Here is a 26,474-nt window from a genome sequence, read left to right as displayed (position 1 = left end):
CGGGGCGGGCGCGTGCGTGACGGTCGCACACGTGGTGGGTGGCGTCGATGGACGCGACCACCGTTCACGGGCCGGTGGCGCGCGCGGACGGCGAGGAGGTGGCGCGCATGGGGGCCTCGATCCGGCCCGTCCGCCCGGAGGGTCCGGGGCACGGAGGCGGGTTCCGAGAGGAACGAGATGTCCCGTACGGACAGGACCGGGCCGCTGTGGGTACGCCACCGCGACCACGATCCGGTAGCCCTGCACGATCACCCCGAGGGCGCGTGCGGCCTGTCGCCCGCGCCGACCCGCACGCCCGCCGAGACCCACTGTCGTCGGGCACCCGCCGTCGCGGTGCTCACATGCTTCGGGGGTGCTGCTCCGGCTGCCATCGGCGTGCCTGCGCCACGGAGTGGCGGGACTCCGTCGCGGCGTCCCACCTCAGGCGTCGACGCCGGGACCGGCTGCGCGCCCGACGATGGGCGCGTGAGTCCTCGACCCTCGGCGTCCCGGGGTCGAGGGTCGCCCCGAGCACCTCAGGGGTCCCGGCGGTCCCGCAGGGGGTCGGCGGCCGTAGCCATCATCACTTCGCGCTCCAGGGCGCGCACGTGGTCGCGCATGGCCCACTCCGCGCCGAAGCCGTCCTTCTCGACGACGCGGTCGAACACGGCCCGCTGCTCGCCGAGGGACGCCTCCAGGCGCCCCGGGCGCCGCAGGGAGGCGGTCACCAGCCGGGGGTAGGCGAGCTGGTTCGTCAGCTGTCGGTAGTGGTGGGCGAGTCGAGTATTGTCGGCACCGCGCACGATCAGGTCGTGGAACTCGTGGACCGAGGGGGAGTACGCCTCGACGTCCCGATCCCGCGCCGCGTGGGCGGAGCGTAGGAGGTTCTCCCTCAGGAGGGCGGTCTCGGCCACCTCGCCCCGCAGCGCCAGAAGCCGCGCCCCCAGACCTTCGAGCATCTCCTTGATCTGGAACAGCTCGACCACTTCGCGACGGGAGGGGCGGCGCACGAACGTGCCGACGCGCGACCGGACCTCCACCAGCCCTTCGACCTGCAGCTGCTTGAGGGCTTCGCGGATCGGAGTGCGGCTGACGCCGTGGATCTCGGCCAGAACCACCTCGGAGAGGGAGTCCCCCGGGCCGTAGCGGCCCCTGATGATCGCCTCGCGCAGCTCGTCGACGACACGCGTCCGGGGTCCCTGCGCGGGGTCCGCTGTCCTGGTCACTCCCACATCCTCGCCTTCTTGTATACAACAGAAGCTAGATCTGTCGTGCGTGGCGTGTCAAGACGCGTCATCCGTGACCTACGGAACCTCTCTGATGTGCATATTCACACAAAAGAGGGTCTTTCTTGACTCCCGTCGTTCAAGATCATTAGGCTGTCTTGCCATGCAAGAACCCGTGCTCGAGAGCACCACATCCCGCAACCCGAATCCCGGCCACCGGTGGCTCCGGTGAGTGCCGCGACCCGCGCAGGCGGGAAGGTGGGGACCGTCTTCTGGGTCTCCCTGGCCGTCTCCCTCATCTTCGTCATCTGGGGAGTCGTCGCGCCCACCCAGCAGATGTCGGTGATGAGCGCCGGCCTGAACCGGATCACCCGCGACTTCGGGTGGGCCTACCTCGTGCTGCCTCTCGTGCTGCTCGTGTTCCTGATCGTGCTGGCGTTCAGCCGTTTCGGCCGCGTACGCCTGGGCTCGGACGATGACCGGCCCGAGTTCGCCACCCACACGTGGATCGCCATGATCCTCTGCGCGGTCATGGGCATCGGCCTGGTCTCCTACGGCATCGCCGAACCCGTGTCCCATATGTGGGACCCGCCCCACGGACTGGCCGAGCCCGGCACGCCGCAGGCGGCCGTGGTGGCCATGCAGTACTCCTTCTACGACTGGGGTCTGCACGCCTGGGCGATCTTCGCCGCCTTCGGGCTGGCGATCGGCTACTCCATGTACCGCAAGAAGCGGCCCGGCCTCGTCAGCGCCCTGTTCCGGCCCCTGCTCGGACGCCACGCCGACGGCCCCCTGGGCAAGGCCATCGACGTCTTCACGGTGTTCGCGACGCTGTTCGGCACCACGACCTCGCTCGGCCTCGGGGCCCTGCAGATCGACAACGGGCTCAACCGGCTCCTGGGCACACCGACCGGCACCAACACCCAGGTCATCGTCGTCATCGTGGTGACGGTCCTGTTCAGCCTGTCGGCGGCCACGGGCCTCAAGCGGGGCATCCGCTACACCAGCGAGGTCAACCTGTCGATCGCCTCGGTGCTGTTCCTGTTCGTCCTCTTCCTCGGGCCGACGTCCTTCCTGGTCTCGCTCTTCCTGGAGTCCGTGGGGCGGTACGGCAACGAGTTCCTGCTCATGAGCCTGCGCGGGCCCGCCTTCGGCGACGTGGCCTGGCTCCAGCGCTGGACGTACTTCATGATGGCCTGGTGGGTGTCCTGGGGCGCTTTCGTCGGGGTGTTCCTGGCCCGCATCTCCCGTGGACGCACGATCCGCCAGTTCGTCCTGGTGGTGCTCGGCATGCCCAGCATCGCGTTCTTCACCTGGTTCGCGGTCTTCGGTGGCGCCGCCATCGAACTGGACATGAACCACGGCACCGACATCGCGAGCGCGACCGCCGCCGACATCAACAGCGCCTTCTACGCCACCCTGGCCGAGTTCCCCCTTCCGGTGCTCACCACCGCCCTGGTGGTCATCCTCGCCGTGCTGTTCTTCGTCTCCGGAGCCGACGCCAACACGTACGTGCTCGGCATGATCACCACCCACGGATCCGAGACCCCGCGGACGCCCATCCTGCTCCTGTGGGGTGCGATGACCGGTGCCCTGGCGGTGATCCTGTTGCTCTCCGGGGGCCTGTCCGCGCTGCAACAGACGGTCATCGTCGCCTCCGCGCCCTTCGTCATCGTCATCGTGGGCGTGGTCATGAGCTTCTGGCGCGACCTGCGCGAGGACCCCGCCGCCGTGCGGGCGCCCGCCGAACCGATCGCGGCGACGGACCCCACCGGGTCGGTCGCCACGACCGCGTCGGCGGACCCGGACGCCGACCCCGACCTCGAAGGCAGTGAGCGCTCCTGACCGAGGCCCGCCTCGGGTGGGCGCCTCGGCGCCGTCGTGAACGCGCGTCCCGGACGTTTCGTCCCGGGGCGCGCGTTCGCGTGTGCGGGGCGCCGCGGCCCCGCGCTCGGTGGCCCGCCCGATGGGCCGATGGTCGGGGGCGGGGGAGCGGCGGAACCTCCTTTCGAGACGGAGGATCCGGCCCCTGGGGCGATGCGCCGTCCCCGACGTGGTCCTAGCGTGGAGGGACAGCGGACGAACGCGATGGGAGTGAGAATGAACCTGCGACCGATCCCCGGGAGCGTCCCCGTCATCCAGGTGATGCTGGTCCTGATCGGCCTCTACCAGGTGTTCGTCGGGGGACTCGTCCTCCGCAACGGGATGTTCCAGATGGAGAGCCCGGACTTTCCGGACTTCCCGGCGATCGTCTTCCTCCGCGCCGCGTTCTCCCTCGCCTACGCGGTCGCCGCCGCCGTGCTGTTCGTCCTCGTCTTCGCCGGTCTCCCGGTGGCCCGGCCGGGCGTCGTCGGGGTCAACGTCCTGTTCGGGGCCGCGGCGACGGTCCTGATGGTCACGACGCCGGTGCTCGGTGTGAGCGCCGTGGGCGTGGCCGCCTTCGCGTTCCTCACGGCGGGGCTGATGTTCACGCCCGGAGCGCGCACGTACTTCACCGCTGGGAGCCCGGGGCCACACGGGCCGCGGGTCGACATGGAATGAGCGCGGGCCCGGGGAACGGGCCACGCGCCGGCGTCGTCCGGTTTCACGGACCCCTCATGGGGGAGATCACACGCAGCCGTCGCCGGGTGGGGTCCCCGCACCCGCCACCGGCGCTGAGCGGGCACGATGGCGGAAACGAACCGCTACTCTGGGACCCATGGGACCGGAGTGCGCCGCCCGACCGGGCGGTCGCCACCGATCTCCACCCCTCTCCGGGTTGAACTCGTCTATAACGAAATGATATCGGTAGGGGGTGCGAGTAGACAGAGCCCTCACCCAAGCGCCCGCGCCGGCCCCCTCCGTTGCACCGACCTCGTGGATGGAGTTCGCTCGCGTGGCCGCCATGGCCGCGGTCATCGTGGTGCATGCCTACTCACCGTTCGTGAGTACCACCTACACCGACATCGGTGGGTACGACTGGTGGACCGCGCACGTCCTGGACTCCGGACTGCGCTGGTGCGTCGCCGTGTTCGTGATGATCAGCGGGGCTCTGCTGCTCCGGCCCCGGGACGAACCCGTGGCCGACTTCTACCGCAAGCGCTGGGCCAAGATCGGCGTCCCCCTGTTCGTGTGGACCGCCGCCTATCTGATCTGGATGCAGTGGCGCGACGGCATCAGCCTCACCGAGGCCCTCACCCAGGCCGCCACGGGCTCCCCGTCGATCCACCTGTACTTCCTGTACGTCATCGCGGGCCTGTACCTGTTCACGCCCTTCCTGCGGACGGTGGTCGCACACACCTCCCGCAACGGGCTGTGGTGGTTCGCGGGCGTGGCGCTCGCGGTGGGCGTCGTCGACCAGCTGCTGTCCCTGATGGACGGGGTCGGCGGGGTGACCGCGGTGACGCGCTTCGTGCCGTTCCTCGGCTACTACCTGCTGGGCCGGCTGCTGTTCACGGTGGAACCCGGACCGCGGGTCACCCGTTTCGGTCTCGCCGCGTTCATCCTGGGCGTCGCCGGAACGATCGCCGGTGCCGCGGCGACCACGTTCGTGGCCGGCGAGTGGGGCGCGGGCGGTGAGTACTTCTACGACTTCCTCTCCCCGCCGATGATCCTCGCCGGCGTGGGTGCCTACCTGTCGCTGCGCGCCGCCGGGCTGCGTCTGGCCGCCGCCGAGGGGCCCATGGCGCTGGCCACCGAACGGGCGGTCCGGTGGCTCTCCGGGCTGAGCTTCGGTGTCTACCTGGTCCACGTGATGGTGCTGTACACGCTGCGCGACCTCGGCGGTACCCCGGACGGGGTCATCGGCGTGCTCGTGGCGGCCGGGTACGCCGTCGCGACCGCCGTGATCAGCCTGGTGCTGGTGGCCATCGCCCAACGCATCCCCCTGGTCCGCGCCACCGTCTGAGCGGGCTCAGGTGCGCTGCCAGCGGGCCTGGCAGAAGCAGTACGCCCCGTAGAGGACCACGCCCACCGCCACGGCGACCAGGGCGTAGGGGCCGGCCGCGGTCTCGGAGAAGGCGCGCAGTGTGCCGTCGAGGCCCTCCGCCCGTTCCTCGTCGAAGGCTAGGGCGGCCTGGACGAAGAACACCCCGGCCATGCCCAGGACCAGGCCGTGGGTGGTGATGCCGAGGGTCCCGGTCATCACCACCGCCCGACGCGTCGGGCGCCTGGTACCGCCCAGGGCCAGCTCGTGGGTGAACCGTCGGGTCAGCGCCTTCCACACCTGGTGGACGCCGACCGCGACCACCACGGCCCCGATGATCCCCACGATCCAGCGACCGAAGGGCAGTTCCATGAGCTGCGCCGTGAGTTCCTTCGACTGACCGTCCTGGCTCTCCGGAGCGCCTCGACCCAGCAGGAAGGTCGCGATGGCGGTGGTCAGCACCGCGCAGGTCACGGCCCGGGCGGCGGCACCGGCCCGCTGCGCGGCCGTGCCCGAGCGCACCACGGCGACCAGGGCCTGCCACAGGGTCAACCCGGCCAGACCCACGGCGATCGCCCAGAGCAGGAGCATGCCCCCGGTGCCCTGCGCGATGATCTGGAGCGCGCCGCCGTTGTCGGCCTCCTCACCGGGGTCCTCGCCGAACGCGATGCGCAGCGCGATGTACCCCACCGTCAGATAGATCAGACCCTTGGCGGCGAAGCCCAGACCCGCCAGGACGCGCAGCCACCGGCTGTGCGAGGCCCGTCTGCCCGCGCGTCGGCCGGTGGCCCGTGCCCTGCGTGCCTTGGAGGAAGCGTTCATGGCGCAGAGGTGCCCCCGGAAAGCGGGAGGAAACGGGTCTAATGCGACGTTTCGTTAAGTGGTCGGCCCGGTGGTGCCGTCTCCGGTCGGGCGTGCACGGCGGTGATTCCGCCGGGCCGGGCCCGGGATCGGCGGCCTCCTGGGCGGGACACTTCGGACACCCCTTGGTAGTCTCCAGGGGCCAGTCGTACCACGTACGTGGTCAGGGAATCCGGTGCGAATCCGGAACTGACGCGCAGCGGTGAGGGGGACGGGCGGGGTACTGACGCCACTGGGGCGGGTACGCGAAGACCCGAGGGTCGACGCGGAACCGACCCGGGAAGGCACCTCGTCCGGGTGAACCCGAGTCCGAAGACCTGCTGGCCCCGCCGCGTCACCCCCGCGGCGGGAGACTCCATGCCAGGCTCCGCGTTCGAGCCCCGACATCCAAGGCATACCTATGTCGCGCCACGCGCTCCTTCCCCCCGTCCTCCTTCTCGTGCCCACACTGCTGCTCACCGCCTGCGGGTCACCCGCGGACGGGGACGGTCCGGTCGAGGCCGGCCGCGGCCCCACCCTGGAGAACTGCGGTCACGAGATCACCCTCGACGCACCCCCGGAGAGGGCCGTCTCCCTCAACCAGGGCACCACCGAGATCCTCCTCTCCCTGGGGCTGGAGGACCGGATCGTCGGTACCGCCACCTGGACCGATCCGATCATGGAGGGGTTGGAGGAGGCCGACGAGGGCATCCCGCGGCTGGCCGAGAACGCCCCCTCCTTCGAACGGGTCCTGGAGTCCGAACCCGACTTCGTCACCGCGTCCTTCGTCGCCACACTGGGCCCCGGTGGCGTCGCCACCCGGGAGCAGTTCGAGGATCTGGGCGTGCCCACCTACCTCTCCCCGAGCGACTGCGCCGCGGGCAAGGACAACGAGAGCGGGGGTGACGGTTCCCGGAGCGAGGCGCTGACCCTCGACGTGGTCTACGGCGAGATCCACGACCTGGCCGAGGTGTTCGGAGTGCCGGACCGGGGTGAGGAGTTGGTGGACGAGCTCCGGGGACGCGTGGACACCGCCACCGCGGACCTGGACGTCGCGGACGTGAACCTCATGTACTGGTTCGCCAACGCCGAGTCCCCCTACCTCGCCGGTTGCTGCGGTGCCCCCGGCGCCATCACGAACGCGATCGGCGCGGAGAACGCCTTCGACGACACCCACGAGGAATGGCCCCAGATCAACTGGGAGACCGTCGCCGACCGCGACCCCGACGTCATCGTCCTCGGCGACCTGACCCGCGAGTCCCAGACCGCGGAGACCGCCGAGGCCAAGATCGACTTCCTGGAGTCCAACCCGGCCACCCGCAACCTCTCCGCCGTGCGGGAGGAGCGGTACATCCTGCTCAGCGGTCAGGCGATGAACCCCGCGATCCGCACCGTCGAGGGCGTCGAGCTGGTCGCCGACGGTCTGCGCGATCTCGGGTACACCCAGTGACCTCGGCGCGTCCGGCGCTGCTCATGGTCGGGGGCCTGGTGCTCCTGGCACTGTCGGTCTCCGTCGCGGTGACCATCGGCCCCGCCGACATCACCCCGGGCCAGGTCTGGCGATCGGCCGCCGCCCGTGCGGGGTGGGGCGAGAGCCCCCTGCCCCCGTTGCGCGAGGGCATCGTCTGGAACCTCCGGGCGCCCCGCACCCTGCTCGCCGCGGTCTGCGGCGCGGGCCTCGCACTGTGCGGGGCGGTCATGCAGTCCCTGCTGCGCAACCCGTTGGCCGACCCCTTCGTGCTCGGGGTCTCCTCCGGCGCCTCCACCGGCGCGGTCGCCGTCATCGTGCTCGGCTGGGGGGTCGGCGTCGTGTCGCTCTCGGCGGGGGCCTTCGTCGGCGCCCTGATCTCCTTCGCCATGGTGATGCTGCTCAGCCACAGCCTGGGCGGAAGCATGGACCGCGTCGTCCTGTCCGGGGTCGCGGCCATGCAGCTGTTCTCGGCGCTCACCTCGTTCATCGTGCTGACCTCGGCCGACGCGGAGACCACCCGGGGGATCCTGTTCTGGCTGCTCGGTTCGCTCGGCGGAGCCCGGTGGACCGACGTGCTGGTGTGCGGCGCGGTACTCCTCCTGGTGCTCCTGGTGTGCCTGGCCAACACCACCACCCTCGACGCCTTCGCCTTCGGCGAGGAGGCCGCCGCCAACCTGGGCGTGCGGGTGGACCGGGCCAGGGTGCTGCTGCTCAGCGCCACGGCCCTGCTCACCGCGGTCCTGGTCAGCGCCGCCGGGGCGATCGGTTTCGTGGGGCTGGTCCTGCCGCACGCCGTCCGCGCGATCACCGGTTCCTCCCACGCCCGACTGCTGCCGATCACGGCCGTGGCGGGCGCGATCTTCCTGGTGTGGGTGGACACGGTCGCCCGGACCGCGCTGGACCCCCAGGAGATCCCGGTGGGCGTGGTCACCTCCCTCATCGGGGTGCCCGCCTTCGTCATCGTGCTGTACCGCGTGAGGAGGAAGACGTGAACCACTCCGTTCCCGGCCCGGGGGAGGGTCTGCGCGCCGACCGGGTCGGTCTCGGGTTCGGCGGCCGGTTCGTGCTCGACGACGTCAGCCTCGTGCCCCGTCCCGGAGAGACCATCGGTCTGCTCGGCCCCAACGGGTCGGGCAAGTCCACCCTGCTCAGGTTGCTCGCCGGGGTGCTCGGCCCCTCGTCCGGTGTGGTCACCCTGGACGGCCTGCCCCTGAACCGGACCGGACGCCGGGCCGTGGCGCGCCGCGTCGCCACCGTCCAGCAGCACGCGCACACCCAGACCGAACTCACCGTCCGCGACGTCGTGGCCCTGGGCCGTATCCCGCACCGCCGCCCCTGGTCGACCATGACCGCCACCGACCTGGAGGCCGTCACGGCGGCACTGGAACGCACCGGCCTCACCGGCCACGCGGACCAGTCCTGGCACACGCTGTCCGGCGGCGAACGCCAGCGCGCCCAGATCGCCCGCGCCCTGGCACAGGAACCGAGCGAGCTACTGCTGGACGAACCCACCAACCACCTCGACATCCAGTACCAGCTCGACCTGCTGGAACTGGTCACGGGGCTGCCGGTGACCACGGTGATCGCCCTGCACGACCTCAACCTGGCCGCGATGTACTGCGACCGTCTGGTCGTGCTCCGGGACGGTCGTGCCATCGCCGAGGGCACACCCGCCGAGGTCCTGACCCCCGAGCTCATCGGCGAGGTCTACCGGGTCCCGGTGGAGGTCGGCTCGGGCTCGGGCCGCCCGGTGGTGCGCTTCCTGCGGCGCGGGGACGCCCCGTCCGGTCGGGCCGGCGCCTCGTGAGCTCCCCGCCGGTCCGGCCCGGAACGCGCGTGGTTAAAGTGAGATGCCTTTGCTCGTGGCGTAGGAACCCGGTGCGATTCCGGGGCGGTTCCGCCACTGTGACACCCCGACCCGGGGTGCAGCCAGATACTGGCCGCGAGCAGTCCGACCGCCGATGGGGCGAGAACCCCGAGGGAGGAGTCCGGCCATGACGGTACGGATCGCTCTGTTGTCCACGTCCGACACCGACCTGCTGTCCGCGCGGGCCAGCGGTGCCGCCTACCTGTGGGCCAACCCCGCCCGCGCCTCCGACACCGAACTCACCACCGCCGTCGAACGCGCCGACCTGGTCGTGGTGCGCCTGCTCGGCTCCTCCCACGACCTGTGGCCCGGCCTCGACGCCGTCCGCGAGCGCGGCACGCCCCTGGTCGTCCTCAGCGGCGAACAGCAGCCGAGCGCCGAACTCATGGAGCACTCCACGGTCCCCATGGGCGTGGCCACCGACGCGCACCGCTACCTCGCCGAGGGCGGCCCGACCAACCTCGGCCGCCTCCACGCGTTCCTGTCGGACACCGTCCTGCTCACCGGAGAGGGCTTCGAACCCCCGGCGGCCCTCCCTCTGTGGGGCTTCACCACGCGCGAGCGACCGCGGGACCCCGAGCTGCCGCGCGTGGGCATCCTCTACTACCGGGCCCACGAGAGCGGCGGCAACACCGCGTTCGCGCACGCCCTGGCGGACGCCGTCGACGCGACCGGCCGGGCCGTGGGCGTCCCCGTCTTCGCCGGATCGCTGCGTTCGGCCCCCGACGACCTCTACGAGGCGCTCGGCGACCTCGACGCGCTCGTGGTCACCGTGCTCGCGGCCGGCGGCAGCGTCCCCGCGTCCGCCGGCGCCGGGGGCGACGACGAGGCCTGGGACGTGGAGCGGATGGCCGCGCTGGACATCCCCGTCCTCCAGGGGCTGTGCCTGACCAGCCCGCGCGCGGACTGGGAGGAGTCGGAGGACGGGGTCACCCCGCTCGACTCCGCCACCCAGATCGCCATCCCCGAGTTCGACGGCCGGATCATCACCGTGCCGTTCTCCTTCAAGGAGATCGACGAGGACGGTCTGCCCCGCTACGTCGCCGACCCCGAGCGCTGCACCCGCCTGGCCGGCATCGCCGTCGCGCACGCCCGGCTGCGGCACGTGCCCGCGGCCCACCAGCGCGTCGCCGTCGTCCTGTCCGCCTACCCGACCAAGCACGCGCGCATCGGCAACGCCGTCGGTCTGGACACCCCCCGCTCGTTGGTGCGCCTGCTGCGCCGTCTTCGCGCGGAGGGGTACGACCTCGGCGCCCCCGAGGACCTGCCCGGTCTGGACCTGGCCGACGAGACGGAGGCGGGCGACGCGCTGATCCACGCCCTGATCGACGCCGGTGGGCAGGACGAGGACTGGCTGACGTCCGCCCAGCTCACCGACGCCCACGTGCGCATCACCCCCGAGCAGTACGCCGCCTGGACCGCGGGCCTTCCCGACGCGCTGAAGCAGGCCATGGAGGAGAAGTGGGGCCCCGCCCCGGGGCGCCTGTACGTCAACGACGACGGCGACCTCGTCCTGGCGGCGATGCGCGCCGGCAACGTCGTCGTCCTGGTCCAGCCCCCGCGCGGCTTCGGCGAGAACCCGATCGCGATCTACCACGACCCCGACCTGCCGCCCAGCCACCACTACCTGGCCGCGTACCGCTGGCTGGAGCACGGGTTCGGCGCCCACGCCGTGGTCCACCTGGGCAAACACGGTTCCCTGGAGTGGCTCCCGGGCAAGAACGCCGCCCTGTCGGCCGAGTGCGCCACCGACGCCGCCCTGGGCGACCTCCCGCTCGTGTACCCGTTCCTGGTCAACGACCCGGGGGAGGGCGCGCAGGCCAAGCGGCGCGCGCACGCCACGGTCGTGGACCACCTCATCCCGCCGATGGCCCGCGCCGAGACCTACGGCGACATCGCGCGTCTGGAGCAGTTGCTCGACGAGCACGCCAACATCGCCGCGATGGACCCGGCCAAACTCCCGGCCGTCCGCGGTGAGATCTGGGCCCTGATGCGCGCCGCGGAGATGCACCGCGACCTGGGTCTGGACGAGCGCCCCGACGACGAGGAGTTCGACGACTTCCTGCTGCACGTCGACGGCTGGCTGTGCGAGATCAAGGACACGCAGATCCGCGACGGTCTGCACGTGCTCGGCGCGGCGCCGGACGGCGAGGCCAGGATCAACCTGGTCATGGCCATCCTGCGGGCCGCCCAGGTGTGGGGAGGGGTCGGCGGGGCCGTGCCCGGCCTGCGCTCCGCCCTGGGACTGAAGGAGGACGCCCCCACCACCGAGGTCGACGAGGTGGAGGCCCTGGCGCGCGGCCTGGTCGAGCGCATGGAGGCGGCCGACTGGGACCCGGCCGCCGCCGCGACCCTGCACGACGACCCCGGGGTGCGGTCCGTTCTCACCTTCGCCGCCACCCAGGTGGTGCCGCGGCTGGCCCGGACCACCGACGAACTCGACCACGTCGTCCACGCCCTCCGGGGCGGGTTCGTCCCCGCGGGCCCGTCCGGCTCTCCGCTCCGCGGGCTGGTCAACGTGCTGCCGACCGGCCGCAACTTCTACACGGTCGACCCCAGGGCCGTCCCCTCCCGGCTCGCGTGGCAGACGGGACAGGCGATGGCGGAGTCGCTGCTGCGCCGTCACCTGGAGGAGACCGGGACCTACCCGGAGTCGGTCGGCCTGTCGGTGTGGGGGACCTCCGCCATGCGCACCTCCGGCGACGACATCGCCGAGGTCCTGGCCCTGCTCGGCGTCCGTCCGGAGTGGGACGAGGCCTCACGCCGGGTCGGCCGGCTCGCCGTCGTGCCCCTGGAGGAGCTGGGCCGTCCGCGCATCGACGTCACGGTGCGCATCTCCGGTTTCTTCCGGGACGCGTTCCCCCACGTGGTCGCGATGCTGGACGACGCGGTCACCCTCGTCGCCGGACTCGACGAACCCGAGGAACAGAACCACGTGCGCGCCCACATGCGCGCCGACCTGGCCGACCACGGCGACCAGCGGCGCGCAACCACCCGGATCTTCGGATCCGCTCCGGGGTCCTACGGCGCCGGCATCCTCCAGTTGGTGGAGTCCGGCAACTGGCGTGACGACCGCGACCTGGCCGAGGTCTACACGGCCTGGGGTGGTTACGCCTACGGGCGCGGCCTCGACGGTGTCCCCGCCGCGGACGACATGCGCGCCAACTACCGGCGGATCAAGGTCGCGGCCAAGAACATCGACAGCGCCGAGCACGACATCGCCGACTCCGACGACTACTTCCAGTACCACGGCGGCATGATCGCCACGGTGCGCGCCCTCACCGGCCAGGACCCGAAGGCCTACGTGGGCGACTCCACCACCCCCGACGCGGTCCGCACCCGGCCTCTCGCCGACGAGACCGCCCGGGTGTTCCGGGCGCGGGTGGTCAACCCGCGCTGGATCTCGGCGATGCGCCGCCACGGGTACAAGGGCGCGTTCGAGCTGGCGGCCACGGTCGACTACCTGTTCGGGTTCGACGCCACGGCCGGGGTCGTCCACGACTGGATGTACGAGAAGCTCGCCGCCGAGTACGTCCTGGACGCCGAGACGCAGGAGTTCCTGCGCCGCTCCAACCCGTGGGCCCTGCACGGCATCGTCGAGCGCCTGCACGAGGCCGCGCGGCGGGGTCTGTGGGCCGAACCCGACCCGGCGACGATGCTCGCCCTGCAGGAGGTCTACCTGGAGGTCGAGGGCGACCTGGAGGAGAGGTCCGAGTGAGGGTCCGGATCCTGGGGATCGGCATGGGCCCCCGGCACGTCACCGTGGAGGTCGCCGACGCGCTGCGCGGGTGCGACTACGCGGTCGCGGTCCGCAAACGCGACGACGACGGGCTGCTGGCCCTGCGCCGGAGCGTCTGCGACGCCTTCGGGGTACCGCTCGTCACCGTGGCCGACCCCGAACGCGACCGGGACGACCCGGCGGACTACCCGGCGGCGGTCGCCGACTGGCACGAGGCCAGGGCGGTCGCGTTCGAGCGGGTGCTCGTCGAGCGCGGCGGCACCGCGGCCTTCCTGGTCTGGGGCGACCCCTCGCTGTACGACTCCACGTTGCGGATCGTGGAGCGCATCGCCGCGCGCGGCCGGACACCCGTGGAGTACGACGTGCTGCCGGGGATCAGCGCGCCCCAGATCCTGGCGGCGCGGCACGGGATCGTGCTGCACGAGGTCGGGCGTCCAGTGCACGTGACCCCGGCGCGGCGGTTGCGCGAGGCCGTCGAGGCGGGCCAGGACAACCTGGTCGTCATGCTCGGCGGCCGGCACGGGTTCGAGGGCCTGGAGGACTGGACGATCTGGTGGGGCGCCAATCTGGGCACCGCCTCCGAGGAGTTGGTCGCCGGCAGGCTCGGCGACGTGCGGCCCGACATCGACGCGGCCCGGCGGCGGGCCCGGGACGGTGCCGGCTGGGTGATGGACACCGCGCTGTTGCGGCGGGCCTCGTGAGCGGGCCGGGCGGCCTGCTGATCGCCGGGACCACCTCCGACGCGGGCAAGAGCGTGGTGACCACCGCCCTGTGTCGGGCCCTGGCCCGGCGCGGTGTGCGCGTGGCGCCGTACAAGGCGCAGAACATGTCCAACAACTCGATGGTCTGCCACGGGCCGGACGGCCGACCGGCCGAGATCGGCCGGGCCCAGTGGGTCCAGGCGGCGGCCGCCGGGGCCGTCCCCGAGCCCGCCATGAACCCGGTGCTCCTCAAACCGGGCAGCGATCGGCGCAGCCACGCCGTGCTCCTCGGACACCCGGCCGGCGAGGTCTCCTCCGCCGACTGGGAGGCGGGCCGCCGTCACCTGGCCGAGGCCGCGCACGCCGCCTTCGACGACCTGTCCTCCCGTTACGACGTCGTCGTCGCCGAGGGGGCCGGCAGCCCCGCCGAGATCAACCTGCGCGCGGGCGACTACGTGAACATGGGGCTGGCCCGGCACGCGGGGATGCCCGTGGTGGTGGTCGGCGACATCGATCGGGGTGGGGTGTTCGCGGCCCTGTACGGGACCGTGGCGCTGCTGGAACCCGCCGACCAGGACCTCCTCGCCGGGTTCGTCGTCAACAAGTTCCGAGGCGACCCCGACCTGCTCCGGCCCGGGCTGGACGATCTCGAACGGCGCACGGGGCGCCGGGTGTTCGGGACCCTGCCCTGGGATCCGGGCCTGTGGTTGGACTCCGAGGACGCGCTGGACCTCGACGGACGCCGGGCCGGTGCGGGCGCCGTCCACCGTGTGGCGGTCGTCCGCCTGCCCCGGATCAGCAACTTCACCGACGTCGACGCGCTCGGGCTCGAACCCGGACTCGACGTGGTCTTCGCCTCCGGACCCCGCGACATCGCCGACGCCGACCTGGTGGTGCTGCCCGGTACCCGCTCGACCCTCGCCGACCTCGCCTGGCTGCGCGCGCGGGGACTGGACGTCGCCCTCACCGACCACGTCCGGCGGGGACGGCCGCTGCTCGGGGTCTGCGGAGGGTTCCAGATGCTCGGAAGGACCGTGAGCGACCCCGAGGGGGTCGAGGCCGCGCCGGGCTCGTGCGTGGACGGTCTGGGGCTGCTCGACGTGCGCACCGACTTCACGTCCGACAAGACCCTCCGCCTGCCCTCCGGCGAGGTGTGGGGCGTCCCCGTCGGCGGCTACGAGATCCACCACGGCCGCGTCACGGTGGGATCGGGCACGGAGGCGTTCCCCGGCGGGGCGCGTTCGGGGCGGGTCCACGGCACCATGTGGCACGGGAGTCTGGAGGGCGACGCCTTCCGGTCGGCCTTCCTGGCCCGGACCCTGGGGCACGCGCCCTCCGGAGTGGACTTCGCCGGAGCCCGTGAGCGGCGTATGGACCTGCTGGCCGACCTCGCCGAGCGCCACCTCGACGTGGACGCGCTGCTGGACCTGGCGCGCGATGGAGCATCCGCGCCTCCGCCCCTGCTCGGCCCGGGGAGCGCACTGTGAGACTCCTCCTGCTCGGAGGCACGTCCGAGGCCCGTGAGCTGGCCGAGCTCCTGGTGGCCGAAGGGATGGACGTGACCACCTCGCTCGCCGGACGCGTGGCCAGGCCGCGCCTGCCCGTGGGCCGGGTGCGCATCGGCGGGTTCGGCGGGGTCCCCGGACTCCGCGCGGCGCTGGCCGACTACGACGCGGTCGTGGACGCCACGCACCCGTTCGCCCTCGGTATGACCGCCAACGCGGCCGCCGCCTGTACGGACCTGCCGTTGCTGCGGTTGGAACGGCCCGGGTGGGAACCGGACCCGGCCTGGCACTACGCCGACACCCACGAGGAGGCGGCGGAGCGGGCCGCAGCGTTGGGCGAGCGCCCGTTCGTGACGGTGGGCCGCCAGGAACTGCCGCGTCTGGTCCCCGCGCTGGGGGAGCGCGCGGTGCTGGCCCGGGTGGTGGACGTGCCCGACGTCGCGCCGCCCGTCGCCTGGCGGCTGGTGACCGGCCGGGGCCCGTACCGCCTCGACGGTGAGCGGGAACTGATGACCGGGCACCGGGCGGACGTGCTCGTCACCAAGGACTCCGGTGGTGTCTACACGTGGCCGAAGATGGCGGCCGCCGCCCTGCTGGGCGTGCCGGTCGTGGTGGTGCGACGTCCGCCGGGGCCGCAGGGCGTCCCCACCGTCCACGAGGTGTCCTCGGCGTTCACGTGGGTGACCGAGCTGGGCTGAGCCCCCGCGAGGCCCGCGGGCGTTCAGGGGCCGCTGGGTCGGCCCTCGTGGCCCGTGTCGCTCCCGTCCGCCCGCGCCAGGGCGGCGAGCAGTGTGCGCGTCGCCTCGGGCGGGCGCACGGCCACACGCACCCAGGTGGCGTCCAGACCGGGGAAGGTGTCGGCCCGTCGCACGGCGATGCCCTGATCGCGCAGCCGCGCGTGGACGCCCTCGCCCACCCGGGCCAGGACGAACGGTGCCCGCGAGGGGACGAACGCGATCCCCGTCGCGCGCAGTCCGGCCTCCAGGTCCGCGCGCCGGTCGTCGAGCTCCCGTGCCCGGCGCTGCGCCTCCACGCCCGCCTCACCGGTCGAGCAGGCGATCATGGCGGCGATCGCGGAGGTCGACACCGACCAGGGCGTGCGGACCCGGGCGAGCTCGCGCACCACCGTCGCCTCACCCACCACGTAGCCGGCGCGGACCCCGGGTATCGACCAGTGCTTGGTGAGGCTCCGCAGCACCACGAGGCCCGGGATCCGATCACCGACGCAGGACTCCGGCTCTCCGGGCAGGGCGTCCATGAACGCCTCGTCGACCACGACCAGCCGTCCGGGGCGGCACAGCCCGCGCAGGACCGAGGCCGGGTGCAGCACCCCGGTGGGATTGGTGGGGTTGCCGACCATCACGAGGTCGGCGTCCTCGGGCACACGTGCGGGGTCCAGGACGAAACCGTCGTCCTCCCCGCACAGCACCGTGGTCACCGTGTGCCCGGCCTCGTCCAGCGCGGCGTGCGGCTCGGTGAACTGGGGGTGCACGACGACCGGTCGCCGCCACGGTCGCGCCCGGGCGATCAGGGTGAACGCCTCGGCGGCCCCAGCCGTCGGCAGGACCTCCGCGGGCGGTCGGGAGTGCCGCCGTGCCAGGGCCGCGCGGGCGGGGGTCTCGTCGGGGTAGACGCCCACCTCGTCCAGGCTCGCGCGCAGGGCCCGGTCGAGCCAGGCGGGCCGCTCGCCCGGGTGGACGTTCACGGCGAAGTCCAGCAGACCGCCACGGGCCTCGACGTCTCCGTGGTGGCGCAGCGGGTCGGCGACCGGCTCCGTGCGCGGTGAGGTGGCCGTCCCGTCGTCGGGGGGCGGGTCGTCCGGGGTCGAGCGCGCCGAGGGGGCCGGGCCGGTCCGTCCCGGTGCCCGCGATGACGGGTCCGTCGCCGCGAACGCGTGCACGGCGTCGGCGAACCGCGTCGCGAGCCGCGGGTGCCCCGCCCAGTGCACGTGCAGGTAGGAGGCGTGCAGGGTGGGGGAGGCGAACCCCTCGGGAGCGCCGTCGATCTCCCAGGCAGGGAGGTCCCCCCGCCCGGGGTCGAGGGTCGTGCGGTGGAACTCGTGGCCGGTGACCCGTTCCCCGGCCCGGGTCAGCAGCGTGTCCCTCGGCGCGAGCGCCTCCGGGTAGCGCAGGGTGAGCCTTCGCGTCATCCGGGCGTGCGCCGGGACGGCCCCGGCCATGGCGTGACCGTCGAGCGACTCCGCCAGATAGAGCAGACCCGCGCACTCGGCGACGGTCGGGACCCCGGCGCGCACCGCCTCGCGCAGCGCGGCGGGCAGGCTCCGGTTCGCGGCGAGCCCGTCCGCGTGCACCTCGGGGAACCCGCCGCCCAGGTAGACGCCCCGGGTCCCGGCGGGCAGGGCGGTGTCCGTGAGCGGGTCGAAGTGGACGACCGCGCAGCCGGCGGCCGTGAGCAGTTCCTCGGTCTCGGTGTAGCGGAAGGTGAAGGTCCGACCCCCGGCCACGGCCACCACCGGGCGGTCGCCTCCGTCGGGGGAGCGCACCTCCGTCGCCGGTTCCCAGGGGCGGCCGTCCAGCGCCGGGGCGGCGCGGGCCACCTCCACCAGAGCGTCCAGGTCGACGTGGGCGGCCATGTGCGCGCCGAGGCGGGCGACCACTCGGGCCGAACCCTCGTACTCCGAGGCGGGGACGAGGCCGAGATGCCGTGAGGGGCTGGCGATCCGTTCGTCGCGCGGGACCACGCCGAGGACCGGAAGCCGTACCGAGCGGGTGATCTCGGCGACGTTGCGCGCCGAACCGGCCTTGTTGAGGATCACGCCGACGACCTCGACCGCGGGGTCGAAGTCGGCCATCCCCGCCACCAACGCGCCCACGGACCGCGACATCCGGGACACGTCGACGACCAGGACCACCGGTGTGCGGGTCAGGGTCGCGACGTGCGCGGAGGAGGCGAACCCGTCGGTGCCGATCCGCCCGTCGTGCAGCCCCATGACGCCCTCGACGACGGCCACGTCCGCGCCCCGGGCGCCGTGCAGGAGCAACGGCACGACCCGGTCCTCGCCGACCAGGTGGGGGTCGAGGTTGCGGCCGGGGCGGCCGGTCGCGAGCGCGTGGTAGCCGGGATCGATGTAGTCCGGGCCGACCTTGTGGCCGCTCACCGCGAGCCCGGCGTCGACCAAGGCGGCCATCAGCCCGGTCGCGATCGTGGTCTTGCCCTGCCCGGTCATGGGCGCGGCGATCATCACCCGTGGCAGGGGGGTCGAACGGGGCGGTGCCGTCGGCCCGGAGGCCGCCGGGGTCCTCACCACTCGATCCCCCGCTGGCCCTTGCGGCCCGCGTCCATCGGGTGCTTGACCTTGGCCATCTCGGTGACCAGGTCCGCGGCCTCCACGAGCCGCGCGTCCGCGCGCCGGCCGGTGATCACCACGTGCTGGCGCCCGGGACGGTCCCGGAGCGCGGCCACGACGTCGTCGGCGTCGACCCAGCCCCAGTTGATGGGGTAGGTGAACTCGTCGAGGATGAGGAGGTCGTGCGTCTGCTCGGTGAGCCGACGCTTGATCTCCGCCCAGCCCTCCGCCGCGTCCGCCGCGTGGTCTTCGGCGGTGCCCTGGCGGCGGCTCCAGGACCAGCCCGAGCCCATCTTGTGCCACTCCACCGGGCCGCCCTCGCCGGTCTCCTCGTGGAGCCGTCCCAGGCGTTCGAGCACGGTCTGCTCGCCGATGCGCCACTTCGCCGACTTGACGAACTGGAACACGCCGATCCGCCAGCCCTGGTTCCAGCCGCGCAGCGCGAGGCCGAACGCGGCGGTCGACTTGCCCTTGCCGTCCCCGGTGTGGACGGCGAACAGGGGCTGGTTGCGGCGCTGCCGCGTCGTGAGCCCGTCGTCCGGAACGACGAGCGGCTGACCCTGAGGCATCAGGCGGCCCTCTCTCTCACGGCGTTGCCCAGCGCCTCGGCGCTGACCTCGCCGACGGGTAGGTGCTCGGCGCCCAGGCGGGCGGCGAGGTCGACGGCCAGCCCCAGCCGCAGCGGGCCGGACTCGCCGTCCACGACGACGGTGTCCACCCCCAGTTCGGCGACGTGGTCGGCGGCGGCCTGGGAACGGCCGACCGAGCCCCGGCCCCCGGTCGCGCGGCCGTCCGTCACCAGGACGAGGAGCGGGCGCTGCCTCGGGTCGCGCAGACGCTCGCGTCGCAGGACCCGCGCCGCCTCCAACAGACCCTCGGCGAGCGGCGTGCGCCCTCCGGCGGGCAGTGCGTCGAGGCGGGCGGCGGCGGTGTCCACCGAACGGGTCGGCGGGAGCACGAGTGCGGCCTCGGCGCCCCGGAAGGTCACCAGACCGACCTTGTCGCGGCGACGGTAGGCGTCCAGGAGCAGGGACAGGATGGCGGTCTTGACCTCGCCCATGCGCTTGCGCGCCGCCATGGAGCCGGAGGCGTCGACGCAGAACAGCACCAGGTTGCTCTCCTGGCCCTCGCGTACCGCCACGCGCAGGTCGTCGGGGCGCAGACCGATCCGCCCACCGCCGTGCGGGCGGCCGGCCGCGGCCTTGACGGTCTCCACCAGGTGGAGCGAGGTCCCGGCGCCCCGGCCGGGCGGCGTGGCCCCGATCCGGCGGCCTCGGGTGCCCAGGGCGCGACTGCGCCGGCCGTCGGCGCCGACCCCCGTGCCCCGGACGGTGAACGTCCGCGGGCGGTAGGGCGTGCTCGCCCCGACCGTGGTGCCCGCCCCGGGTCGGGGTTCCTCCTCATCGGGCTCGGACTCCGCGGCCCCCTCCACGTCCTGCGGAGTGGCCGGGGGCGGTTCCGGTCCGGTGGGATCGGTGTCCGGGGCCTCGGCGGGCCCGCCCTCGGGGCCATCGGTGTCGGGACCCTCGGCCTCCGGTCCGCCGTCGGTCTCCGGGGTGTCCGCGCCGGGCTCGTCGGAGCCGGTCGGAGGTGCGGGATCGGTCGGGGGTTCGGGGTCGTCCGGCGGGGGCTCCTCGTCCCCCAGGATCCGGTCCAAGAGCTCCTCGTCCAGCCCCGGCGCGTCGAAGGGGTTGCGTCGACGCCGGTGCGGCAGGGCCAGCAGGGCGGCGCGGCGGATGTCCGCGCGCGTCACCGAGGTCCGACCCTCCCACGCGGCGTGCGCCAACGCCGTGCGCGCCGTCACGATGTCCGCGCGCAGGCCGTCGACCTCGAAGGCCGCGCACACCTCCGCGATCTTCAGGAGGGCGGCCTGGGACAGGCGGGCGTTCCGGACGGTCTGCCGCGCCGCCGCGATGCGCCCGGCCAGGGCCTTCTCGGACGCTCCGTAGCGCTCCGCGAAGGCGTCCGCGTCCGAGTCGTAGGCCATGCGCCGGCGGACCACCTCGACACGGGCGGCCGGGTCCGAGGGCGCGGCGACCTCGACGGTGAGCCCGAACCGGTCGAGCAGCTGCGGGCGCAGCTCACCCTCCTCGGGGTTCATGGTGCCGATGAGCAGGAAGCGCGCGGCGTGCTCCACGGAGAACCCGTCGCGTTCCACGGTCACGCGGCCGGTCGCGGCGGCGTCCAGCAGGAGATCGACCAGATGGTCGTGGAGGAGGTTGACCTCGTCCACGTACAGGAGCCCGCGGTGGCTCCGCGCCAGCAGCCCCGGTTCGTAGGCGACCCGGCCGTGGGTGAGCGCCTGCTCCAGGTGCAGCGAGCCCAGGACGCGATCCTCGGTGGCGCCGACCGGAAGCTCGACGAGGCGGACCGGGCGGTGCTCCACGGCGGTGCCGGCGGGGAAGGGGCCGTCCGGCGACTCCTGCGCGGTGTCGGCGGGGTCCACGGAGAAACGGTCGCCCCGGTAGACCTCGACGGGGGGCAGGAGGGAGGACAGGGCCCGCACCGCGGTGGACTTGGCGGTGCCCTTCTGGCCGCGGACCAGCACACCGCCGATCTCCGGCGAGACACTGGCCAGGATCAGGGCCAGACCGAGGTCGTCGAGTGGTTCGGCGTCGCAGCCGACGATCGCGGAGAAGGGATAGTGGGACGTCCGCAATGGCATGTGAGGCTCCCGCTCGTTGCGCCACCGTTCATGGGCGGGTGCGGGGCCGGTCTTCGGACTTGCCGAGTCCTCCTGTACGGAGGCTCGGTTCACCGCAGCGGGCCTGTGCCGGAGTCTCACCGGGCTTCCCAGATTCTCCCCGGCCGCCGTCCCCACCGTTTCCGATGGCTGGGCCGCAGGGGCACCTCACACCTTCGGCCGCCACGATAGCGTCCTGCCCATGAAGGTCGAGACGTCCCCTCCCCGAATCACCGTCGTCGGCGTCGGCGCCGACGGATGGCAGGGTGTGCCCGAGAGGCTGCGCCGCCTGGTGTCGGCCGCCGACACCGTGCTCGGCGGGCACCGCCACCTCGCCATGCTGCCGGAGGCGCCGGAGCAGCGGCGTCGACTGTGGCCCTCCCCGCTGCGGGCGGGGCTGCCGGACCTGCTCGCCTCCCTCGGGGACGGTGACGTCGTCGCGCTCGCTTCCGGTGACCCGCTCGTGTCCGGGATCGGCGCCACACTGATCGACCTGCTCGGAGCGGACGCGGTCCGGGTGGAACCGGCGGTCTCGTCGGTCGCGCTGGCCCGGGCCCGGATGGGTTGGCCGGCGCACGAGTGCGAGGTGGTGACCCTCGTGGGGCGTGATCCGCACCTGCTGATGCGCGTCCTGGAGCCGGGCCGTCGCGTCCTGGTGCTCTCGTCGGACGCCACCACGCCCGCGACGGTCGCTGCCCTACTGGTCGGCGCGGGGCGCGGCGACACTCGGATGACCGTGCTCGGCGACCTGGGCGCCACCACGGAGTCGCGTCGGGCGGGCACGGCGCACGACTGGCTCGCCGCCCCTCCCACCGAGGTGCCCCCACTGCACGTCCTGGCGTTGGAACCGCTCGGCCCGGCGGGGTACGGGCTGGCGACGGGGCTGCCCGACGACGCGTTCGAGCACGACGGCCAGCTCACCAAGCGGGATCTGCGCGCCTCGGCGCTGGCACGGCTGGCGCCCTCGCCGGGGCGGCACCTGTGGGACGTGGGGGCGGGTGCGGGCTCGGTCGGCATCGAGTGGATGCGGGCGCACCCCTCGTGCACGGCGACGGCGGTGGAGGCCGACGCCGCGCGCGCCGAGCGGATCGGGCGCAACGCGGACCGGCTCGGCGTGCCGGGGCTGCGCGTGATCCACGGACGGGCACCGGAGGCACTGACCGGGCCGCCCCCGCCCGACGCGGTCTTCCTCGGTGGCGGCGCGACCCGACCGGGCGTACTCGACGCCTGCTTGGACGCGCTGCGCCCGGGCGGCCGACTCGTGGTGCACGGAGTGACGCTGGAGACCGAGCACCTGCTCGCGGACGCCTACCGGCGCCACGGCGGGGAACTGACCCGGATCGCGGTCGAGACGACCGCGGCCATCGGCACGTTCACCGGGTGGACCCCCGCCCGCACCGTCACCCAGTGGTTCCTGACGACGGAGCGCTGAGGCGGGGTCGCGCCGGGTCGTACAGGAAGGATTCGCCGCCGCCCTCGGGGTCGAGCGCACGGCCGACCAGGACCACCGCCGCCTGCCGGAGTCCCGCCTCCTCCACCCGATCGGCGATGGTGGCGACCGTGCCGCGCAGGACCGTCTCCTCCGGTTGGCTGGCCCGGTACACGACCACCACGGGACAGTCGTCGCCGTACTCGGAGACGATCCGGTCCATGAGCGCGCGGACCCGCCGGATCGCCAGGTGCAGCACCAGCGTGGCCCGGGTCGCCGCGAACGCGGTCAGCGACTCGCTCTCGGGCATCGCGGTCGACCGTGCGGCGGTCCGGGTGAGCACCACCGACTGGGCCACCAACGGCACCGTCAGCTCCCGGCCCACCAGCGCGGACGCCGCCGCATAGGCGGGGACCCCCGGTGTGACGTCCCACGGGACACCGTGGGCGTCGAGCCGCCGGGTCTGCTCCGACAGCGCCGAGTACAGCGACGGATCACCGGACGTCAGCCGCACGACGTCCCGGTCCGCGGCGTGTGCGCGGACCAGCCGCTCGGTGATGCGGTCCAGGTCCAGGCCCTGGGTGTCCACCAGGTCGGCGTCGGGCGCACAGTGGGTGAGGACCTCGGGGTCCAGGTAGGTGCCCGGGTAGAGGACGACGTCGGCCGCGGCGAGCATGCGCGTGGCGCGGACGGTGAGCAGGTCGGCGGCGCCCGGACCGGCCCCCACGAAGTGCACGGTCACGTCCGCACCCACCTGGGCGTCCACACACGGCCCGTCCGGGACACGCGGGTTCCGGACGCGCCGACGATGATGAGGCAGCGCATGTCGATGGCGGCCGGATCGAGCCCACCGAGCGTGGTCACCTCCAGGGACTCGCCCTCGCGGCCGACGTCGCGGCCGATGACGACCACGGTCTCGCTCTTGCGGTGTTCCAGCAGGACGTCGCGGGCGGTGGCGATCTGCGCGATCCGCGCACGAGAGGCCGGGTTGTAGATCGCGAGCGCCATGTCGGCCTCGGCGACGGCCCGCAGACGACCTTCGATCACCTCCCAGGGCTTGAGCCGGTCCGACAGGCTCATCACCGCGAAGTCCCCGCCCACGGGGGCGCCCGCCCGTGCCGCCACCGCCTGCACGGCGCTGACGCCCGGCAGCACCCGCACGGGGACGTCCTGGAAGGCGGGGTCCTCGGCCGCCTCGAACACGGCGGTGGCCATGCCGAACACTCCGGCGTCCCCGCCCGAGACCACGGCCACGCGCCCGCCGTCGCGGGCCAGCCCGAGGGCGAGCCGCGCGCGGTCGATCTCCACGGTGTTGCCGGACGCGTGCCGGGTCAGGCCGGGGCGCTGCGGGACGCGGTCGACGTAGGGCCCGTAACCCACCACGTGGTCGACCTCGGCCAGCGCGGCGTCGGCCTCGGGGGTGAGCCAGTGCTCGGGGCCGGGGCCCAGGCCGACGACCAGGAGTTCGGCGGCCGGGTCGGTGCCCTCCACGGTCGCGGGTCGGGGCTCCGTCCGGTCCCGGGACCGCCTGCCGTTGCGGCTGTCCCCGGTGACCAGGATGAGGGAGAAGTACGGTACGGATCCGGGGTCGACCTCGGCCACGGGCAGCCGTCGCTCGCCGCCCATGGAGGCGCGCTCCACGTACACGGCGTGCTCCAGCCGGCCGGCGGACTCCAGCGCGCGGCGCACGGCCGGGAAGGTCCGGCCCAGTTTCATGATCACCGCGGCGTCGGTGTCCGCCAGACGGCGGGCCAGCTCCGGTTCGGGCAGGGTCCCGGGCAGCACGGTGAGCACGTCGGTCTGCCGGGCCAGCGGGGCCGCGGCCGCCGCTGCGGCGGCCCCGAAGGCGGGCACCCCGGGGACGACCTCGGTCGCGTAGCGCTCGGACAACCGGTCGTGCATGTACATGTACGAGCCGTAGAACAGCGGATCGCCCTCGGACAGCAGCACCACGTCGCGGCCGGCGTCGAGGTGGCGGGCCAGCCGTGCGGCGGACTCCTCGTAGAAGTCGGCGAGCGCGCCCGCGTAGCCCCCCGGGTGGTCCGTCGTTCCGGTGGTGACCGGGTAGGTGAGCTGTTCCTCCACCGCGGTGGCGGGGATCAACGAGGCGGCGATCCGGCGGGCGTTCGACTGTTTGCCCACCCCGGCGTGGTAGGCCACGACGTCGGCCTCGGCGATGAGGCGGGCCGCCTTCAGGGTGATCAGTTCGGGGTCGCCGGGGCCCACCCCGACCCCGTGGAAACGTCCGGTCACTCCTGCTCCTTCGCGAGTGCGTTCAGCGCCGACGAGGTCATCGCCGACCCTCCGCGGCGTCCTCGGACGGTCACGTACGGGATGTCGACGCCGTGTCGTTCGGCGAACTCCACGAGGGCCTGCTTGGACTCCGCGGCACCGATGAAACCGACCGGACACCCGATGACGGCGGCCGGGCGGGGCGCCCCGTCGGCCACCATCTCCAGCAGGTGGAACAGCGCGGTCGGCGCGTTCCCGATCGCGACCACGGCACCGTCGAGCAGGGGTTCCCACAGCGACACGGCGGCCGCCGTGCGCGTCGTGCCGAAGTCGCGGGCCAACCCCGGGGTCCGGGGATCCCCGAGGAAGCAGAGCACGTCGTTGTCGCGGGGCAGGCGGCTCGCGGTGACCCCGGTGGCCACCATGGTGGCGTCGCACAGGATCGGAGCCCCCGCCTCCAGGGCGGTGCGCGCGGCGGGCACCAGCGCGGGATGGACCACCAGGTCGTCGGCGAGTTCGACCTGGCCGGTCCCGTGGATCATGCGCACGGCGAGCCGCTCGGCGTTGGCGGGCAGGTGATCGAGTCGGGCCTCGCGGCGGATGGTGGCGAAGGAGTCCACGTAGATCGCGGGTCCGTCATCGACGTACTCGTAGTGCCGTCGGGGGCGACGGGGCGCGCTCATCGGGCCCTCCCGGGAACGAGGACGCCCCGCCAGGGGGTCACGACGAGCTCGTCGGTCGCGGCGGTGAGCGCCGCCTCGACCAGGGCCTCGGAGTCGGACCGCCCCAGACCCGCGTCGCCCACGGGGACGTGGCGGCCGCCGTCGGGCAGCGGGCCGTACGGCAACGGCGGTGCGGGCTCCGGCACCCGCGGATCCCGGGGCGCGGGGGCGGTGAGCGGGGTCGGGAGTTCGGTGACGTGCCACGGCGCGGTGGGTCCCTCGCCGCGCAGGCTCAGGAAGTCGTCCGCCAGGTCCACGAGCAGGGTGGCGGCCTCCTCCAGCGGGGCCGTCGGTCCCCACCCGTCGCCGATCCTGAGCTGGAATGTGTGCGCGTCGAGCGCGACGATCCCCAGGTCACAGGTGCGGTCGAGCAGGTCGCCGGTCCCGTCGTCCAGCACGAACAGGAAACGTCCGGGCAGCGCGGCGCGATGCGGTGCGGCGCGCAACGCCGCGTCCAGGGCCGTGGCGACCGGTCGCAGGTCGGCGCGGCCGTGCGTCGGCGTACCCGTGCGCGGGGACACCATGATGTTGCGGACCAGCTCGTGGGTGCGCGAGGGCAGCAGGCCGGTGTGCTCCAGCGCCCGCAGCACCTCGGGATCCAGGTCCCCCTCGTGGCCGGGCAGGGCGCGGAGCTGGAGGTTGGCGCGACCGGTGACGTGGACACGGCCGTCGCCGTGCCGCTCGGCCACGGTGGTCAGGGCGCGCAGGGAATGCGCGGGCAACCGTCCGCCGACGAGGCGGAGGCGGACCAGGAGCCCGTCGTCGGCGGGCCAGGGTCTGAGTACGCCGGGGCAGCGGTCACGCCGCGTGCGGAGCGCATCGGGCATGCGTGTCCTTCGGGTCAGGGACCCGTTCGCGGGGTCCGCGGA

The 26,474-nt window shown here is 73.5% G+C and carries 20 protein-coding genes and 3 riboswitches; of the genes, 11 read left to right on the top strand and 9 right to left on the bottom strand.

Annotated features, from left to right (window positions below):
* Positions 1–515: 515 nt before the first annotated feature.
* Positions 516–1,205 carry a GntR family transcriptional regulator gene (locus tag DSY14_RS29435; RefSeq protein ID WP_307851172.1) on the bottom strand — a complete coding sequence of 230 codons (690 nt, stop codon included), beginning with the start codon at positions 1,203–1,205 and terminating at the stop codon, positions 516–518.
* Positions 1,206–1,433: 228 nt separating this feature from the next.
* Between DSY14_RS29435 and DSY14_RS09185 the strand changes: the two genes are divergently transcribed.
* The 3 genes from DSY14_RS09185 (at position 1,434) to DSY14_RS09175 (ending at position 5,091) form a co-directional block, all read left to right on the top strand.
* Complete coding sequence (locus DSY14_RS09185; protein WP_211716064.1) at positions 1,434–3,050, top strand: BCCT family transporter; 1,617 nt, start codon at positions 1,434–1,436, stop codon at positions 3,048–3,050.
* A gap of 255 nt (positions 3,051–3,305) precedes the next feature.
* Positions 3,306–3,746, top strand: a complete 441-nt coding sequence (locus tag DSY14_RS09180) for a hypothetical protein (RefSeq protein WP_211716063.1) — start codon at positions 3,306–3,308, stop codon at positions 3,744–3,746.
* Between the two features lie 319 nt (positions 3,747–4,065).
* Positions 4,066–5,091 (top strand): acyltransferase, encoded by a 1,026-nt coding sequence (locus DSY14_RS09175; protein ID WP_211716062.1) that lies wholly within the window; start codon positions 4,066–4,068, stop codon positions 5,089–5,091.
* Between the two features lie 6 nt (positions 5,092–5,097).
* Here DSY14_RS09175 and DSY14_RS09170 read toward each other — a convergent pair whose 3' ends face one another.
* Positions 5,098–5,931, bottom strand: coding sequence for a DUF1206 domain-containing protein (locus DSY14_RS09170; protein WP_249187565.1), 834 nt, complete (start codon positions 5,929–5,931; stop codon positions 5,098–5,100).
* A gap of 165 nt (positions 5,932–6,096) precedes the next feature.
* Positions 6,097–6,310: riboswitch (cobalamin riboswitch) on the top strand.
* A gap of 60 nt (positions 6,311–6,370) precedes the next feature.
* Here DSY14_RS09170 and DSY14_RS09165 point away from each other — a divergent pair.
* The 7 genes from DSY14_RS09165 (at position 6,371) to DSY14_RS09135 (ending at position 15,930) form a co-directional block, all read left to right on the top strand.
* On the top strand, positions 6,371–7,399 hold the full coding sequence (locus tag DSY14_RS09165; protein ID WP_211716061.1) for an ABC transporter substrate-binding protein: 1,029 nt from the start codon (positions 6,371–6,373) through the stop codon (positions 7,397–7,399).
* Positions 7,396–8,412 (top strand): iron ABC transporter permease, encoded by a 1,017-nt coding sequence (locus tag DSY14_RS09160; RefSeq protein WP_211716060.1) that lies wholly within the window; start codon positions 7,396–7,398, stop codon positions 8,410–8,412. The genes DSY14_RS09165 and DSY14_RS09160 overlap by 4 nt, the downstream gene beginning before the upstream one ends.
* Entirely contained in the window at positions 8,409–9,227 is an 819-nt protein-coding gene (locus DSY14_RS09155) for an ABC transporter ATP-binding protein (protein WP_211716059.1), read from the top strand. The genes DSY14_RS09160 and DSY14_RS09155 overlap by 4 nt, the downstream gene beginning before the upstream one ends.
* Positions 9,228–9,240: 13 nt before the next feature.
* A riboswitch (cobalamin riboswitch) is annotated at positions 9,241–9,380 on the top strand.
* Positions 9,381–9,414: 34 nt separating this feature from the next.
* Positions 9,415–13,005 carry a cobaltochelatase subunit CobN gene (gene cobN, locus DSY14_RS09150; RefSeq protein ID WP_211716058.1) on the top strand — a complete coding sequence of 1,197 codons (3,591 nt, stop codon included), beginning with the start codon at positions 9,415–9,417 and terminating at the stop codon, positions 13,003–13,005.
* The gene (gene cobF / locus DSY14_RS09145; RefSeq protein ID WP_211716057.1) at positions 13,002–13,727 is read left to right on the top strand and encodes a precorrin-6A synthase (deacetylating); all 726 of its coding nucleotides are present in this window, start codon (positions 13,002–13,004) and stop codon (positions 13,725–13,727) included. The genes cobN and cobF overlap by 4 nt, the downstream gene beginning before the upstream one ends.
* Entirely contained in the window at positions 13,724–15,214 is a 1,491-nt protein-coding gene (locus tag DSY14_RS09140) for a cobyric acid synthase (protein WP_211716056.1), read from the top strand. Before cobF ends, DSY14_RS09140 begins: the two co-directional genes overlap by 4 nt.
* Positions 15,211–15,930, top strand: coding sequence for a cobalt-precorrin-6A reductase (locus tag DSY14_RS09135; protein ID WP_211716055.1), 720 nt, complete (start codon positions 15,211–15,213; stop codon positions 15,928–15,930). Before DSY14_RS09140 ends, DSY14_RS09135 begins: the two co-directional genes overlap by 4 nt.
* Before the next feature lie 23 nt (positions 15,931–15,953).
* Here DSY14_RS09135 and DSY14_RS09130 read toward each other — a convergent pair whose 3' ends face one another.
* Genes DSY14_RS09130 through DSY14_RS09120 form a run of 3 tightly spaced genes read right to left on the bottom strand, consistent with a single transcriptional unit; the run spans position 15,954 to position 21,204 of the window.
* Positions 15,954–18,434: a cobyrinate a,c-diamide synthase gene (locus tag DSY14_RS09130; protein ID WP_211716068.1), complete on the bottom strand. Its 2,481-nt coding sequence runs from the start codon at positions 18,432–18,434 to the stop codon at positions 15,954–15,956.
* Positions 18,435–18,493: 59 nt separating this feature from the next.
* Entirely contained in the window at positions 18,494–19,108 is a 615-nt protein-coding gene (gene cobO, locus DSY14_RS09125) for a cob(I)yrinic acid a,c-diamide adenosyltransferase (RefSeq protein ID WP_211716054.1), read from the bottom strand.
* Positions 19,108–21,204, bottom strand: a complete 2,097-nt coding sequence (locus tag DSY14_RS09120; RefSeq protein WP_374223995.1) for a VWA domain-containing protein — start codon at positions 21,202–21,204, stop codon at positions 19,108–19,110. Before DSY14_RS09120 ends, cobO begins: the two co-directional genes overlap by 1 nt.
* Before the next feature lie 44 nt (positions 21,205–21,248).
* Positions 21,249–21,352: riboswitch (cobalamin riboswitch) on the bottom strand.
* A gap of 72 nt (positions 21,353–21,424) precedes the next feature.
* Here DSY14_RS09120 and cbiE point away from each other — a divergent pair.
* Positions 21,425–22,654 (top strand): precorrin-6y C5,15-methyltransferase (decarboxylating) subunit CbiE, encoded by a 1,230-nt coding sequence (cbiE, locus tag DSY14_RS09115; protein ID WP_211716053.1) that lies wholly within the window; start codon positions 21,425–21,427, stop codon positions 22,652–22,654.
* Here cbiE and cobM read toward each other — a convergent pair.
* Genes cobM through DSY14_RS09095 form a run of 4 tightly spaced genes read right to left on the bottom strand, consistent with a single transcriptional unit; the run spans position 22,623 to position 26,432 of the window.
* Entirely contained in the window at positions 22,623–23,405 is a 783-nt protein-coding gene (gene cobM, locus DSY14_RS09110; protein ID WP_211716052.1) for a precorrin-4 C(11)-methyltransferase, read from the bottom strand. The two genes, cbiE and cobM, sit on opposite strands and share 32 nt — an antisense overlap.
* Entirely contained in the window at positions 23,390–24,904 is a 1,515-nt protein-coding gene (locus DSY14_RS09105) for a precorrin-2 C(20)-methyltransferase (RefSeq protein WP_211716051.1), read from the bottom strand. Before DSY14_RS09105 ends, cobM begins: the two co-directional genes overlap by 16 nt.
* Positions 24,901–25,566 (bottom strand): precorrin-8X methylmutase, encoded by a 666-nt coding sequence (locus tag DSY14_RS09100; protein ID WP_211716050.1) that lies wholly within the window; start codon positions 25,564–25,566, stop codon positions 24,901–24,903. The genes DSY14_RS09105 and DSY14_RS09100 overlap by 4 nt, the downstream gene beginning before the upstream one ends.
* On the bottom strand, positions 25,563–26,432 hold the full coding sequence (locus DSY14_RS09095; protein ID WP_211716049.1) for a nitrite reductase: 870 nt from the start codon (positions 26,430–26,432) through the stop codon (positions 25,563–25,565). The genes DSY14_RS09100 and DSY14_RS09095 overlap by 4 nt, the downstream gene beginning before the upstream one ends.
* Positions 26,433–26,474 lie beyond the last annotated feature (42 nt).

Origin of the sequence: Nocardiopsis sp. MG754419, assembly GCF_018207095.1 — a bacterium.
Lineage (GTDB): Bacteria > Actinomycetota > Actinomycetes > Streptosporangiales > Streptosporangiaceae > Nocardiopsis.
This window is presented reverse-complemented; position numbering and strand designations above follow the sequence as displayed.